Source organism: Nostoc sp., from assembly GCF_041747015.1.
Taxonomy (GTDB): domain Bacteria; phylum Cyanobacteriota; class Cyanobacteriia; order Cyanobacteriales; family Nostocaceae; genus Nostoc.
The window spans coordinates 22,386-39,305 of record NZ_JBGTFY010000042.1 but is presented as its reverse complement, the minus strand read 5'-3'; the positions used below and the strand labels follow the sequence as shown (position 1 = coordinate 39,305).

At 41.2% G+C, this 16,920-nt stretch carries 9 protein-coding genes and 1 pseudogene; 3 read left to right on the top strand and 7 right to left on the bottom strand.

Annotated features, from left to right (window positions below; genetic code table 11):
• Positions 1-115 (top strand): annotated as a pseudogene (locus ACEW80_RS03435) (DUF2085 domain-containing protein); the annotation flags it as partial.
• Between the two features lie 596 nt (positions 116-711).
• Here ACEW80_RS03435 and ACEW80_RS03430 read toward each other — a convergent pair.
• The 7 genes from ACEW80_RS03430 to ACEW80_RS03400 form a co-directional block, all read right to left on the bottom strand.
• Positions 712-1,989 carry a glycosyltransferase gene (locus ACEW80_RS03430; RefSeq protein ID WP_373525244.1) on the bottom strand — a complete coding sequence of 426 codons (1,278 nt, stop codon included), beginning with the start codon at positions 1,987-1,989 and terminating at the stop codon, positions 712-714.
• Positions 1,990-2,582: 593 nt separating this feature from the next.
• On the bottom strand, positions 2,583-3,842 hold the full coding sequence (locus ACEW80_RS03425; RefSeq protein ID WP_373525246.1) for a glycosyltransferase family 2 protein: 1,260 nt from the start codon (positions 3,840-3,842) through the stop codon (positions 2,583-2,585).
• A gap of 150 nt (positions 3,843-3,992) precedes the next feature.
• Entirely contained in the window at positions 3,993-4,460 is a 468-nt protein-coding gene (locus ACEW80_RS03420; protein ID WP_373525243.1) for a DUF2141 domain-containing protein, read from the bottom strand.
• A gap of 62 nt (positions 4,461-4,522) precedes the next feature.
• A complete protein-coding gene (locus ACEW80_RS03415; RefSeq protein ID WP_373525242.1) occupies positions 4,523-5,485 on the bottom strand; it encodes a glycosyltransferase family 2 protein in 963 nt (320 codons plus the stop codon).
• A 207-nt stretch (positions 5,486-5,692) separates the two neighbouring features.
• Positions 5,693-6,697, bottom strand: coding sequence for an NAD-dependent epimerase/dehydratase family protein (locus ACEW80_RS03410; RefSeq protein ID WP_373525241.1), 1,005 nt, complete (start codon positions 6,695-6,697; stop codon positions 5,693-5,695).
• 143 nt (positions 6,698-6,840) lie between these two features.
• Positions 6,841-8,019: an ABC transporter permease DevC gene (gene devC, locus ACEW80_RS03405; RefSeq protein WP_373525245.1), complete on the bottom strand. Its 1,179-nt coding sequence runs from the start codon at positions 8,017-8,019 to the stop codon at positions 6,841-6,843.
• An 82-nt stretch (positions 8,020-8,101) separates the two neighbouring features.
• Positions 8,102-9,310 carry an ABC exporter membrane fusion protein gene (locus ACEW80_RS03400; protein WP_373525240.1) on the bottom strand — a complete coding sequence of 403 codons (1,209 nt, stop codon included), beginning with the start codon at positions 9,308-9,310 and terminating at the stop codon, positions 8,102-8,104.
• 1,621 nt (positions 9,311-10,931) lie between these two features.
• Here ACEW80_RS03400 and ACEW80_RS03395 point away from each other — a divergent pair.
• Positions 10,932-11,150: a hypothetical protein gene (locus tag ACEW80_RS03395; protein WP_373525239.1), complete on the top strand. Its 219-nt coding sequence runs from the start codon at positions 10,932-10,934 to the stop codon at positions 11,148-11,150.
• 284 nt (positions 11,151-11,434) lie between these two features.
• A complete protein-coding gene (locus ACEW80_RS03390; RefSeq protein WP_373525238.1) occupies positions 11,435-16,849 on the top strand; it encodes a beta-ketoacyl synthase N-terminal-like domain-containing protein in 5,415 nt (1,804 codons plus the stop codon).
• Positions 16,850-16,920: the final 71 nt, after the last annotated feature.

Below are 16,920 nucleotides of genomic sequence, written 5' to 3'. Positions count from 1 at the left end.
TAATAATTATCTAGTTACGCCTTTTGGGTTAATTACAGGTTTGGCGTGGGGATTGTTTACTATGCCTATTTTGCACGGGTGGCGGGGTGGTAAAACTAGCTTGGACGAATTGTAGATCTTACAGCACTTACGGCAGCTATGAGGTACATCCCCAAATCTGAAAGCTTTGATAGGAGAGAGCAAGGAGAAAAACTGTATTGCATAATAGCCGCAAGCGCTGTATCGCACATTGTTTGTAGAGTCGATGCAATTGTATTGCAAGTAGATGCAATCGAATTGTAAGTCGATGCAATAGCATTGTGAGTCGATGCAATCGAATTGTGAGTCGATGCGATCGCATTGTGAGTCGATGCAATTGTATTGTAAGTCGATGCAATGGCATTACAATCGCATTGCAGCAGGTTGCATTTAGATAGCACAGCAATGCAAATGCAAAAATGCAAGCAGTACTACGATCGCATTTGTATCCAACAAGTAGCGACTACCACTCATCCCGCATCACCTTTTGGATGGTTAATGCATCTCCCTCCCAGACCAATTTCCCTGCAAGATCGGAAAAAGAACAGGACAACAACTAGCGTGTCATCCCTCCCCCTAACTTAAACTAAAGTCCAAATCTATCCCTCTCCGACTCGGAGAGGGACGATTTTACTACGTAAAATCAGGGAGAGGTCTTTTGATTCGGCTCGTTAGGCAAGCATCATATAATTGTTATCGTCTGATACTGCCAGTACCTACCTCTACCTTCTGTGATCCTTCAACGATTTGGTAGAGTTTGCCTTCAAATTTCTGCATACACGCCGACCAATCAAATTCGAGTATAGAGGGGCGAGCGTGCCGAGTCATATCTGCTTTCAAATCTGGATTTTCCAGAATCGCAATCACCTTTTGAGCAAAATCTGTAGGGTTGTTGGGTTGAGCAAGAAAGCCGTTACGACCAGGAAATACCTGCTCTGAAGTTGACGGTGCAACAACCGCAACTAGAGGGGTTCCAGAGGCTAACGCTTCGTTATTTGTAGTGCAGAAGTTCTCGGTGACAGAGGGGTTGACAAAAATATCCGCTCTAGCAAACCAACCTAAAAGTTCTGTACCGTGGGATTCGCCCCATACAGTCACACCCGATCCAAACTTTTTAGCACGTTCACGAATCTCTTCATCCAACGGGCCGCTACCAACAATCACCAGATGGACATCAGGGATTTTGGCAGCTATGACTGGAAATATATCAAGCAGTTGGTTGACATTCTTTTCGGGTGTGATACGTCCGACAAACAAAAGAGTCGGGCGGTTATCATTAGGAATTGGGTTGTAACAAATGTTTCGTGGGTGAAATTTTTCGCAATCGATGCCTTGATAAGCGACGTATTCAGCGCGTTGGCATTTCAGTTCTTCGTATTTAGTGAGTTGTTCTTTAGAAGAAAAGTAATTGAAGTCATAAGACTCACTAAATTGCTTGACTAAAACAGGAACGATGGGACGAACCAAGTTAAAGAATTTGTCCCCAAAGTAATATTTGATATATGCAACAATATCAGTATGAAAGAGTGATATTATTGGCGTGCCTGTTCGTTTTGCGTATTGAGTGCCGATAGGACGACCATAACCTTGCAAGAAAAATGAGTATAAACCTCTCATTTGGGCTGCTTCTTCAACCACGATAATGTCGGGTTTGAATTTCTCCAGCAACTTGGTATCGCTCCAATGACGATAGCTCAATGGTTGAGGAAGAGACTTGTAGAATACTAGTGGTTCTGTAGGGAATGCGTAAGCAGAGAAATTAGGGAAAGATTGGATTTCCTCTAAACCTGCCATAGGGCGATCGCCAACATTTTTGGGGTAGCGATCGTTGATTTGTGGATGGATTAAAAAAACCTCATGTCCTTGCTCTAGCAACCAACGAACCCGTTGGTGAACTGCGACTGAAACTCCAGTCAAGAAAGGAGCGTACAACCCTGTAAATAGTGCAATGCGAAGTTTTTGCTTAGTCATAAAAAAGGGAATATTTCACGAAAATGCTGGTTTTGAATTTAGGATTTACGCAGCTTATGTTTCATGAACATCCTGATGATTTGGTTCAGGAATTCCCACTAATACAGTTAGACTAAGGATTTACGCATTGTCAAATAGCCGAAATTGTCGATTTTGAAGTGGATGTTTATAAACCTGGATTGAAACTATCAAAACATCCAAATTACTAAGTCAAAATTCCCCTTAATATATTTGTCTAAACCCTTGTCATTAATGCAAATACATTTTGCTAATCAATAAGAGAAAGCGTGTATTCTGACAAGGGTTATAGCTAATATAGTTCTACTAAATATAAGATAATATAATTTGAAGACTAGGGAATGTTTAGTGTAATAACTTTCATACCCTAGTTCATCATAATTCGTAATTCGTAATTCGTAATTCGTAATTCGTAATTGAATACGGGTTGATACCCCTGTTTATATAAAACATAATTACGTTAGCATAGTGGTAGCGAGTTCACGTCGTACTCCTGCAAAGGAGCAAGCTACGCGTAGCGTCTCGTAGAGAGCGTGATTACGAACTACGAATTGTTCATATTTTAGCGATTTAGCTCAAAGAGAAACCTTGCTATCAATAGGCTGATCTAACCATTGATAAGGGCGATATTCAATTAGCCGGACATTCCAGGGCCCTTGAACCCGATAGCTGACACCGCGCCACGTAACTGTTGATGTCCACAGGGATGATAGCATTGCTAACCCATAAACCCACTGTGTTAGGGGAATTGCAATCAACATTTTGATGATTGTAGCAACTGATAATTTTGCTGTTGCTTGGTCATTAGAGCGAATCACTCGCTGTACTTCTAATTCCAACACGAGCATGATCAAGAGTAATCCGACAGTATAGACTCCATAGCAGCCTAACAACAGACCCGCAGCTTCCCATTTTGCCTGTAACAACGACTCAAGAACTAAGATGATGACTATAGTCGGAAACAAAATGCTAGAAACAGCTTCACTAACTAAAGCTAACCAACGTGGGTGATACAGTCGAGAATAAAGAATGAGACGCTTGAGATAATCTATTAAGTTGAATAAATCAGTCTCTTCACGATTTACTGTTAGCAGCGAAGGCACAAACTTTATTTGCAACCCCTGTTTTTTGAGGATGTCGTGCATCATAAAATCTTCGCCTAAAGCTTGTCCCCACTTATCTAGCAGTTCTGTTTGGCGAAGCACTTCTGTTTTCACAGCCAAAGTCCCACCCCAAGGAATCTGGAAGATAAACATTTGCACAACTGTGGATACATTGCCGGCGTAGCGGACTAAAGAACCCCAATACCTACCTGTAGGCACATACCAACGATTACCCGTTGTCGCTCCTACCTTCGCATCGCCCAAAGGACTAACTAATTCTCTGAGCCAATTTACATGGACTATAGTATCAGCATCTACTAAGGCAACCACCTTGTAAGAATCATCCAACTCACCGACAGCTTGGATTAAAGAGCTACATTTGAGACTACAATTGTTGCGTACTATTCTCAAAGGGCTGATTTGAACGTTGGTTGCTTCTTGCTCAGTGATAGTTTCACTGGCAATTTTCCAAGCGGGATCTTCGTGACTATCAACGATCAACTTTAAATCATACTGTGGATAGTTTTGATTTAGGAGCGATCGCAAACATCTAGGCAAAAACGGATCAGCTCCGCGTAAGCAAAGAATCACTGCGGTTTTGGGTAACTGATCATCTGGTAATAAGTTTTTTTTAGATGAGCGCAGATACCATATAAAAACAAGCGTGAAACACACCTGAATAACCAACCAACCCGTCAAAGACTTAGATAGAAATATCGCCAACTCTTCCATTAATTTTTTAGTCTCCGACAGAATTAAGAGATTGGGAATGGGGAATGGGGCATGGGGCATTGGGTATTGGGCAGAGGAGAAAGAGATAATTTTTTATTCTCTCCCTTGCTCCCCAGTTCCCAGTTCCCAGTCCCCAGTCCCCAGTCGCCTTTACGAATCCAGCGAATATTTCATGATGATGTTGACAGTTGTATTTTTGTCTATAACAAAACTGGCATCACGAAATTTTGGTGTACCTGTTTGTATGGATACAGTTGGATTTTTGGAAATTCCAAAACCTTCTTTGGGAATACCAAAAAAGTCTTTATTGAGTTTGCGATCGCCATTCTGATCGTCAACTACGGCGACAGCATAAGTTCCAGGCTTCAAGCCGGTAAATTCTTTTGTTACAGAATTGCCAGTAATCTTAGCGCAGCCACTTTGAGCTTCACTAGCATCACTCATCGGAAATCCTTTTTCACTTGCGTAAACTCTGAAGCAAATCTCACCTTTTTGGTGACGTATTCCATTGACAACAACACTAAGTGTTGCAGTTGGCTCTGCATTCACTGTTTTAGCAAAGCTGAGGCTCACTAAAGTAGCAAGCAAAACATGAGATAGTTGAGATAGCTTCAACATAATTTTGTAGTGAATAATAGGTGATTTTGTGGCTGAGAAAAAGCTTTGATTCTTGCTGTTCTTTAATTAATGCTGAGTTGCCAAGCTTTCCAAAGTGCTTGCACTGCTTTTAGCAAATCTTTCAGCAAAAGATATTCTGTCCCTTTTAACTGCTGATGTAGACTTATATGACAACACAGCCGCTCATTCCAACTCAGAGAACTACGCCATATAGAGAGTAGATACTCCCAAATTATTCTCCAATGTGGCAATAAAATTTTTCCTTTCTTTGCTGAATCAAACCACACTGAATAAGCGTAGAAATCAGGCAGCATACTCAATGAGTGTTTTTTACTGTTGTTCGTAAACAACAAATAATTGGGGAAATACATACTCATTGATTGTTGCGGATGGCTTCTGGCAAAAAACAGGTATTCAGGAATTTCATAAAACCTACCAAGAAGACCAAGTCTTAACAAGAGAATTCCATCTGCATTACCATAACCACCCATCTGTGGTATCCTTCTCAAGGCACTGGCACGAATTACCCCATAACATTGATAACATAAATGCTTGGTCAGCAATTCATGAAAACGCTCGTGTGGTTTTCGTGCATCTGCCTTGAGTTTGATATCGTAATTTTGGAGAAAATTCCCTTCTTCATCAATGAAATATGTCTGGGAGTGACACAAGATTATGCTAGGGTCTTGGTCAAGTACATCAACACACTTCTTGATAAAATCTGGAGCATGTAGATCATCGTAGGCTGCCCATTTAAAGTACTCACCTGAAGATAATTTAAAAACGCGATCAAAGTTACGAGCGCAACCGATATTCTTGTCATTGCGGTAGTAACAGATACGTTGGTCTTGCTCGGTGTATGCTCTACAGATTTCTTCAGTTTTATCTGTAGATGCATTATCTGAAATAATTAGCTCAAAATCTTCAAAGGTCTGAGCCAAGAGTGAATCTATGGCTGCTTTGATAAATTTTTCACCATTGTATACAGGTAATCCGATGCTTAATCGTGGCTGATTACTACTCATAGAAAACAAGTATTCGGAAAATCTGTGGATTATTTTATGCTGAATTGCAGCTAATTGTTAGGCAGATGCAACGTCAGAATTCAGAATTCAGAATACTTTGATAGCAAGCTTAATAATTTCAATAAAATCAAGCTTACTCTAGCTTCTTTATTTTGTAATCATTCTGAATTCTGACTCCTGGCTCCTGAATTCTCAAAAATCTGAGGATTATTTCATCAAGCTTTGAATATCTGTTTTTTGCAGCCATTTAGATGTTCGCTGCATTCCTTCTTCGAGGTCAATTGCTGGTTTATAATTTAACAGGTTTTGTGCTTTGACAATAGAACAAGCGTAGGGACGAGTCATAAAATCTATAGACTCTGGTAGAATATCAACTTTTTTACGAAAAAGTTTTTGCCCTTGAACGCGTAGCTTTAGAAACAACTTGATTTCATCTTTCGATAATGAAAGGGGTGCTTGTAAATCTTCCATTGCTGCTAAACGCATAAAATACTCTTTCCACGAAGTTTCTTGTCCGTCGGTGATATTAAATATTTCACCGTAGGTTTCTTTTTCTATCGCCAGAAAGATGCCATTAATCAGATTATCTATATATACATGATTGATCACTCCTTTAGCATCATTGGCACAGGCAAATAACTTTTGGCGCATCATCAGAATTGGTCTGACTATCCAGGGGATACTTCCTGGGCCGTAAACATCACCGGCTCGAATAACGATGATGCCAAAATCTGGAGGATGATTCAGTTCTAATACTGCTGTTTCGGCTTCTATTTTCGTTTGACAGTAGGGATTATTTTCGCCAGAAAGTGGCCCGGATTCTGTAACACCATCAGGATAGTTAAAACCGTAAACCATCACACTGGATAGATGCACAAATGTTTTGACATCAGCTTGTTTAGCGGCTTTAGCCATGTTGACAGTACCGCCAACATTGATATCACGAAAATGCTTAATTGCACCAGCTTCTTCGGCAATTTGCTCTGTATGTAAAACTATATCTACTCCCTGACAAGCCTTTTGAGCAATAGTAGAATCGGCAATACTACCAACAATTACCTCTACACCTAAATTCTGTAATTGTTTGTTCTGTTCTGTAGAACTTTGTAGTCCCCGAACCTTCATTCCCTGCGCTATTGCTAACTCGGCTGTACGCAAACCGACAAATTCATTAATCCCGGTAATTAGGAGGGTTTTGTTGTTGAGGTTCATATAGTAAGGGTTATACCAATTTTGGATTTTTGATTAAAAGAAAAGTGCTAGTTTTGATAGTTTGTAGTAAGCACTTTAGTGCTTAGCGAATATGGACTAAAGTCCTTACTACGAACTTGCTTATCTTTAACAACTTGTCTTGGTTAGAAAATATCTCCCGGATCTGCGGAGCGGAGTTTGTTGATCGCAAGCGCTCCTGATGTTATGCACATTAAAACTGTGGAGGTTAAGACAATCACTGCATTATTAGTGGTCATCATTATTGGTAGTTTAGTTGCTTCTGCTGCAAAGCTATATAACAAAACAGAAGTAATAAATCCTGGGATATAACCTAAGATTGCCAAAATCAGAGCTTGCTGAAATACCACATTTAATAAATATCTATTGGCATAGCCTATGGCTTTTAAGGTGGCGTAAGCAACGAACTGTGTAGCAATATTGCTGTAAAGAATTTGATAAACAATAACTACTCCAACAACCGCAGCCATTGTCAACATCAAGTTAAGAATAAAACCAATGGGTGTTCTGACAGCCCAGTATTCTTTCTCAAAATCAATGAAGCCTTGGCGTGTAAAAATTTGGACATCATTAGGCAAACTTGCTTGCAAATTTTTTAGTACTGTTTCTGCATCAGTACCAGGTTTGAGGGAAATCAAACCGACATCAATCATATCTGCCGGACGAGTATTAGGATTTATCCTCAAAAAAGTTGAGTCACTGACAAGTAAATTTCCATCTACACCAAAGGAAGGGCCTAATGTGAATAATCCACCGATTCTCACCCGATAACCAATTAATGAATTGAAGGGAAATATTTCAATTGTCTGTGCAGTTTCCCCCGCATTAAATTTTTCAGCTATTGGGCCAAATTCTGGGCGAGAACCCCGGTCAAAAAGCATGACATCGGGAGTTTTGAGTTTATCTAAATTTTCCTCAACTTCTGGGAGATTTATCACAGGTCTACCTGGATCGAAACCAATAACATATATTGAATATTTCTCACCAGTTGCAGGATTTTTTAGTTTGGCAAATTGCAAATACATGGGGCTAACTGACTCTACGCCATTAAACCCCAAAGATTGATATAAACGAGTCCGTGAAAAGCTTTGATTTGAGGTCAAAGATTTATATTGCGAACTAACTAAAAATAAATCTCCTTTGAGATTTTGATGTACAGCAGTTGCACTGGAATAAAGGGCATCTTGAAACCCAAGTTGCACAAACATTAGCAGCACAATAAAGCCAATCCCGGCTACAGCTACTAGTAAACGAACTTTTTGCTGGGCTAGCTGTAGCCATCCTAAAGGAATTTTGAAAATCATGGATTTATTTGTCATTTGTCATTTGTTATTTGTCATTTGTCATTAGTTATTTATGAATGACTAATAACTAATACCCCAATGACTATATTTGAATGGCGACATCTACCTGTAAGTTAGTTAAACGAGCCACCCGCTCACTATCTGCGGGATTATCGATGGAGATTTTTACTTCAATTATTCGGCGGTCTGTATCTGAACCAGGGTTGAGACTGAAGATACTTTGTCTATCAACTTGCCAACCAATTTCTTTCACAGTTCCCTGTAATGTTCCATTAAATGCAGTGCTGTTAATGGTGGCTTTTTGTCCTACACGCACTTTTTTAACATCGGTTTGATACACCTCTGCAATCACATACATTTGAGATGTCTTACCTATTTCAGCAAAGCCGGTGTTGGTGTTGATTACTTCTCCAGTTTTGGCGTGAATTTTCAAAATTTTGCCATTTATGGGAGATTTTATATAACTTAAATCCAAGTCGGCTTTTGCTTGTTGAACAGATGTTGTTGCACTGTTGACTTCGGTTTGTGCTACCTGAACATCTACACTACGCACTTCACTAATACTGGTGAGTTGCGCTTCTGCTTGCTTGCGTTGTTCTTGGTATGTATCTTGAGTGCGCTTGAGGGTGGCTTGAGCTTCTGCTAGCTGCTGTTGGGTAGTCTTTAGTTGCAAAGCTTTGGTATCTGCTACAGAAGCCGCGATCGCACCTTGTCTATATAATTGCTGATAGCGATCGTTCTCAGCTTGAGCGTTGTCTACTTCCGCCTGGATGCGGGCAATTGTCGCCTGTTGTGTTGCAACATCCCCTTGATATTGTGGCTCTAAACGGGCAATTACAGCCTTTTGAGCATCAATATCTCCGGTTCTAGCTCCAGATTTCACCTGCGCTAGTTTAGCTTTGGCAACTTGCAGTTGGTCTAAAGCTTGTTGCAGAGCGGTTCTAGAACGACCATAATTTTCTAAATACGCCAGTATTTGCCCTGCTTTAACTGCATCTCCTTCTTTCACCAACAATCTTTCTACTCGCACGCCATTATTGGCATTGGGAGCATTTAAAGAAGTAACTTGGCCTTCTGGCTCTAAACGTCCCAAGGCTGTCACAGCAACTTTCGCAGGTGTGGCAGCTTTTGGCGGATTCGCTGGCGGTGTCTCAACTTTAGGTTTAGACCAAAACGGTACCAAACTATAAAAAGCGATTAATCCCGCCGCTAGAGTTAGAGAAGCTGCTAAAATTACTTGCGATCGACCTACGGGTTTTGTGAATAATCGGCTTTCTTTATTTGCTGCCATATTTTCATTCCAATTCTGCTTTTTTAGAGGATAATCTGGCTATATTTAGTCGATTAGAATAGACTCATCCGCAAATTGCCAAGAGGGCTTTTCCTCTATGGTTTCTACCTTAATAAAGTGGATGGTTCTAAATTGGTTTTATATGAATTGTTGTACGCTTCTGCCGCCCAAACTCACTACCCTGGCGCGAAAATTAATGGTGTGTTACTTCAAAGCTTCCTAAGTTATATCCTAATTTGACATCTAATCCAGTAGCGTAAAATACAATAGCGCTAGCCAGAAAACTTAACTCTCAAGAACAATGAAGTGCCAATAAAAATGATATCAAAAATTGGATAAACTTGCCATTAAGTATGGCGTAAAAAGCGAATTTTGTCAACAAACTGACTTCGTATAAGTCTTGATTACCTTACTAAAATATTTCATTACAGTAAGATTAGGGACTGAAGAAATTTACTCATCACTAATTCTTCCTCGCCAATTGAATACTAACAGATCAATACGCTTGGGTTAAGAGAATAGTAGGTTGGGTTGAGCGATAGTGAAACCCAACAAAGTCTCGATAATGTCGGGTTTCGTTCCTCAAACGCCAGTTGCTACAACGGGGGGAACCCCCGCAACGCACTGGCTCCCCAACCTACACCAGCTTTAGTTTTTAGCCTTAACTGAACTGTATTGACTAACAGATGCTTATTTATTAATCAGATTTTATATTACTAACAGATTATTGTTAATAAGGTTGTGTACTATAAGACATTATTATAACGATTCCTAGTAAGGGCAATTTATAAATCGCCCCTACTATTAGCCCTGGAATTCATTGCAGAGTGGATCGGTTGGTAAATACAAAATCTGAGCTTTGCTTCGGTTCACTTTTTGCTGAAGACCCATTGAACCCATATTATGTTCATCAAGGAACATACTGAAAATTAACATTTGCTTTATAAATAACCACTTTGTTTCTTCACTCAACTTATATTAAAAAATGAGCAAAAACTTTAAGTTAATTATGATGTTTCTCTGAAAAAAATACTTATGGTTATTCAATTTATCTATGTATTCATTGAATTGTTACTTACGAGACAATAGATTTGTACTGTTAACTTAATCAAGATACAGCGCTTCCCGCTATTATGCAATACAGTTTTTCTCCTTGCCCTTTCCTAGCATAGCTTTCAGCTTTGAAAATCTACCTCAATGTACCTCATAGCTGCCGGAAGTGCTGTAATACTTATGCCTAATCCGTAGACAAAAAAATTGATCACACATTTATATAGTTATAAATTATACTTTTATGCTGGATATTATTCAAAATGTACATCAGTAAGAGCATAGGGTTATTTATAAAAGAACTTTAAAGAAATGATTTAGTTTCTGTAAAGTATGTTATTGTTTTTATTAATTCAATGCTTTAAAGTAGTTAGGTAAATTAGTTATTTACTTGAAATCCTGAAATTAAAAATAACTAAATATAACTGCTTTATCATCACCTTCTGCTCGTTTAATTACTTTTTTAAGTTGCATAATTCGGATTAAAGGTGGTGTCTTTTCGGTAACGAACTTGTCAACTTTTCTGGGTCAAATCCCATAAAGTATATTATCCCGGACGTTGAAACTGGCTATGACATCTATCAAGATACAGAATATTGTCATTAACACCAGCTATGTTGCTGTAGTGATGCTAGATAATCAAACGGTTTTGGGTAAAAAAAGCATTTTTGTTCCCTTAGCTAATCCTCAGTTCACATTGTTCAAGTGGGATACAATTGCTCAAAATCTCTACTATTACAAATGGATTGAATTCACTGGTCAAGCAGCTATTACATTCCCAGACTATTAGACGCGTTTTAACAACGTCATTGACCTATTGCCACAATATCAAAAGTCTAGCGTTGTATAACATTTTTGGGCGATGTCTACGACGGGCTACGCCTACGCAGTGTGCCAAAATCGCCTGTAAACCTAAAGCTTTATCAGGGCAGTATATGTCTTGTGGTGTCGATTAAAAGATAAGCAGTTAGCGGAGATAGGATAGCTAACTGCTTACAAAACGAGAGTTTTTTATTATTTAGTAGGCAACAGAAATTACTGTAGCTACACAATCCACAGTACTCACTATGCCCTATGTCTGCTTATTCAATTGATACTGCCTTAGCGGAGTTAAAAAGCCTTGTCAATAATTGTGAACAGGCTGTAATGAGGTCTATTGAGGGAAAAAAAATGAAGTCAGATAAATCAGTGTCAATCAACAGAATTAACAGACAATTACAACACAATCCTATAGCTATTGTTGGCATGGCTTCTCTCTTGCCCAAAGCTAGAAATTTGCGAGAATATTGGCAAAATATAGTCAACAAAATTGACTGTATTACCGATGTTCCCTCCACTCACTGGAGCATCGAAGATTATTACGATCCGAATCCGAGAACCACTGAGGATAAAACCTACTGTAAACGAGGCGGATTTCTTCCAGAGGTTGATTTTAACCCGATGGAATTCGGCATACCACCCAGCATTTTAGAAGTCACAGATGTATCGCAACTATTAAGTTTAGTAGTTGCGAAAGAAGCGATGGAAGATGCAGGTTATGGAGAAAAACGTGAGTTTAGCCGCGAGACTGTTGGCGTAATCTTAGGCGTGGCGATGGCCAAGCAGTTAGGAATGCCACTTTCTGCGAGGTTAGAATATCCGATTTGGGAAAAAGTACTTAAAAGCAGTGGTTTATCCGATGAGGATACGCAAAAAATCGTTGATAAAATCAAAAGTGCCTATGTGAAATGGGATGAGAATGCTTTTCCTGGAATGTTAGCTAACGTAGTCGCCGGACGAATTGCCAATCGTCTGAATTTTGGCGGGATGAATTGCGTAGTTGATGCTGCTTGCGCTAGTTCTTTTGGTGCTTTAAAAATGGCAATTAGTGAGCTAGTTGAGCATCGTTCTGACATGATGCTGACTGGTGGTGTTGATACCGACAATACCATCATGGCTTACATATCGTTCAGCAAAACACCGGCGGTTTCTCCCAGTGAAAATGTCAAACCTTTCGATGCTAAGTCGGATGGGATGATGTTGGGTGAAGGTATCGGGATGATTGTCCTTAAACGCCTGGAAGATGCTGAACGCGACAACGATAAAATCTATGCCGTAATTAAAGGTATTGGTACCTCCAGTGATGGGCGTTATAAGAGCATTTATGCTCCTCGTAAAGAAGGCCAAGTTAAAGCCTTAGAACGTGCTTATGAAGATGCTGGCTTCTCTCCCGCTACTGTTGGTTTGATGGAAGCACATGGCACCGGTACAATGGCTGGAGATCCGACAGAATTCGGTTCTTTAAAAGACTTTTTTGGCGAACATGATCACAAAAAGCAGCACATCGCTTTGGGTAGTGTAAAATCGCAAATTGGACACACAAAAGCGGCTGCGGGTGCGGCGAGTTTGATTAAAACTGCTTTGGCTTTACATCACAAAGTATTACCGCCGACAATTAACATCACCGAGCCGAACCCCAAACTCAATATTAAAAATTCGGCGTTTTATTTGAATACCGAAAGTAGACCTTGGATTCGTCCAGAAGGTGAAGCACCAAGACGCGCAGGTGTGAGTTCTTTTGGCTTTGGCGGCACCAACTATCACGTAGTTTTGGAAGAATATGAAGCCGACCAAAACCACGCTTATCGCTTACATAGTGGTGCTAGTGAAGTGCTGTTGTTTGCTCCCACAGTAGACCAATTGTTGAGCAAATCTGAAGAGATTTTAGGTAAGTTGCGTTCACGAAGTGACTCCGCAGGAGTATCGCCGGAAGCAAGGACACATTATGCAGAATTAGTCAATGAGTGCAAATCACAACAAATTCCCCTCTCTGCTGCCCGATTTGGGTTTGTAGCTGAGAACCTGGAAGAAGCTTGCAAGTTGTTGCAAACTAGCATTGACTGGCTGAAAAACAAAGGAACAGCAGCATCCTGGGAGCATCCCCAAGGGATTTATTACCGCGCCTCTGGTATGGAGTTGGGTGGGAAAGTTGTCTCTCTATTTTCTGGCCAAGGTTCGCAATACTTGGAGATGGGGCGGGAACTGGTGATGAATTTTCCTTTGATGCGGCGTCTTCATGGCTATATGGATAGTCTGTTGCTCAAAGATAATTTACAGCCACTTTCAGAGATTGTTTTCCCTCATCCTGTGTTTGAGGAAGCAGAGAAAAATGCCCAAATTGCTGCCTTACAACGCACAGAATACGCTCAACCAGCCATCGGGGTGTTGAGTGCAGGGATGTACAGCATATTGCAACAAGCTGGATTCAAATCAGATTTTGTGGCGGGACATAGCTTCGGGGAACTGACAGCGTTGTGGGCTGCGGGGGTTTTGAGTACCGAAGATTACTTGTTTCTGGTGAAAGCTAGGGGTCAAGCAATGGCGGCACCCGAAGACCCAGATCATGATGCGGGTAGTATGCTGGCTGTGAAAGAAGACATCAGCAAAGTGGAAGCAGTGCTGAAGCGTTTTCCCCAAGTTGCGATCGCTAATCAAAATTCTCCGACTCAATTTGTCTTGGCTGGGCCAACTGGAGAAATAGCGAGAGTTAGAGAGGCTTTACACGAGAAAGGATATACAGCTGTATTGTTACCTGTATCAGCAGCTTTCCATACCCCGCTAATCGCCTTTGCTCAAAAATCCTTTGCGATCGCCACCAAGTCTGTCAAGTTCCAAAGTCCTAAAATCCCTGTTTATAGCAACGTCACCAGTAAGCAGTATCCCAAGGAACCCCAAGGTATTCAAAAAATCCTGGAAACGCACCTTTCCAACTCAGTGCTATTTAAACAGGAAATTGAAAATATCTATGCGGCGGGTGGTACTTGCTTTGTGGAATTTGGACCGAGGAGAATTCTGACCAACTTGGTGAAAGATATCCTTGGCGATCGCCCTCATCTTACCGTATCTTTGAACCCCAGCACTCAAAAGAATAGCGATCGCTCTTTACGGGAAGCAGTTGTGCAGTTGCGGGTAATTGGTCTGGCTTTGAATAACCTTGATCCTTACCAACTTCCCCAAACTATACCGCCAATTGAGACGAAGAAGACATTAAATGTCCGTTTAAACGGCATCAACTACAGATCCGAAAAAACGAAAAATGCCTTCGCTCTAGCTTTGCAGGATGGGCATAAAGTCACATTACCCACCCCTGAATATTCTGATGCGGCTCCTTTATTTACCAGCCCAGGTGTGACTCCACCTCTGGCAGTGATCGAGACTAACGGACATAAAAAAACAGCCACAGCAATGAACGGTGTGACATCTAATATCATCAGCCAGCCAGAGCAACAAATGAATCCTGTGACCCATTCACAACCAGCCCAGGAATCTAAGATGCAACCAACGCCAGAGAAACTTACAAATTACGAACAACTTTTAGCAAGTTTAGAATATCTCCTGACACAGTTTCAGGAAAATCAAGCCGAAAATTTACAAGTTCACGGTACTTATCTCAACCATCAAATGGAATACGCCAAAGCGTTTTTCCAACTGATGCAGCAGCAGAATTCTTTGTTGAGTGAAAGTAAATCGACAGAGGAAACTGCCAAACTCAAGCTAGTTGTCATGGAAAGCTTAGAGCGCAGCATGATGCAGTTTCACTCCCAACAAGGTGAAACTTTACGCATCCATGAGCAATACCTCCAAGAGCAGCTGGAATATACTAAAAACTTTTTCCAACTCATCCAACAAGAGTATTCTCTAATTATCTCAGGTGAGGGAGCTACTCAACTAACAGAGAAACTCAGCCACGGGGATTTCATTCCTTTTACCACAGAAACAACTGTTACGGATGCACCAGTACCCGCTACTACCAAGATAGTAGAAAGCCCGCCTCTACCTGTAATTGAGCCAGTAGCTAAAAATGCCTTAAATGTGACTCAACTACCTCTCCTGTCCGTTCCCCAGGTGGTAGAGGCTGTAGTTGAAACTCCCTACTCCCCACTTCCCACTCCCCACTTCGCCACTGTCGAGACAGTCGCGCCACCTGTCCCAGTAGTAGAACCCCAAACCGAGGTTGTAGTCAAAATTAGCTCACCTCCACTCAACGAAGTTGTTGCATTTACCCCAGAACCAGCACCCGTATCTAGTGCAACCATCGACATTGTTGACTTGGATAAAAACCTGTTAGCCATCACTAGCGACAAAACCGGCTACCCAGTCGAAATGCTGGAAATGGACATGGACATGGAGGCGGACTTAGGGATTGACTCGATCAAACGGGTAGAAATCCTGGGGGCGCTACAGGAAATGTACCCCAGCCTACCCAAGCCTAATTTGGAAGAACTTGCAGAAAAACGTACCATCGGCCAAGTTGTAGAGTATCTGCAATCCCATACTTCCAAAAATGTTTCTGTAGAAATTGCAGTTCACGAAGTACAACAAGTAACTGAGATTGCAATAGAGACTGCACCTGTAGTTGAGGTAGTTATTTCACCCGAACCAAGCGTAGTTGTCGCATTCACCCCAGAACCAGAACCCGCTACAAGTGATGAATTTGCAAACTTAGGTGAAACCTTGTTAGCCATCACCAGCGATAAGACCGGCTACCCAGTAGAGATGCTGGAACTGGAAATGGACATGGAAGCCGATTTAGGGATTGATTCGATTAAACGGGTGGAAATCTTGGGGGCAATGCAAGAAATGTACCCCAACTTACCCAAGCCGAATATCGAAGAACTCGGCGATCTCCGCACTATCGGCCAAATAGTCGATTACCTACAGCAGTTGGCTGGAGGTGAAAAAAAAAAGTCTGAACCTGAGTTTGTCCAACAGCGATCGCCGGAATTAGAGCATAATATCCAGCGCCATCCGGTAAAACTCAGAAGCCTACCACAGCCCGATTATTTGGATTTCACGTTACCAGAGGGACACATCGGTTTAATCACCGATGATGGTTCCCTCACTACTTATAAATTAACTGAATCCTTAATCGAGAAAGGCTGGAAAGTAGTAGTTATTAGCTTCCCCCAATCGCTGATCGCCCAGCAAGCGCCCTTACCCACAGGAGTAACCCGCGTCACCTTAGCAAACTTGAGTGAAGAACATCTCCAACAACAATTGCAAGCGATCGCATCTCACTGCGGAGCGATTGGGGCTTTCATCCATTTACATCCGATGTTTGTAGCAAATCACACCGGGAGTATTTCTTATAACGAATCAGAAAAGGCGATCGTCAAGCACGTATTTTTGATGGCGAAACACCTCAAACCTTCTCTAAACGAATCCGCAAAGTATGGACGTAGTTGTTTCTGCACAGTTGCTCACCTTGATGGAGCCTTCGGTTTAGAGTACAAAGTCAACTTTGGTGCGATCGGGGCTGGTTTATTTGGATTAACCAAAACTCTGAGATGGGAATGGCCAAAAGTATTTACTCGTGCGATCGACCTAAGTCCAAGACTTGATGCCAAACAGTCTGTACAAAACATCATTGCCGAGCTTCACGACCCCAATCTTTATATTAGTGAAGTTGGCTACGGCTCACAAGGACGAGTTACGATTATCGCTGATTAAAAAGCAGGGGCGTTGCTTTGCGGAATGATTTATACACGCAGAGGCGCAGAGACGCAGAGAGTATGAGGAGT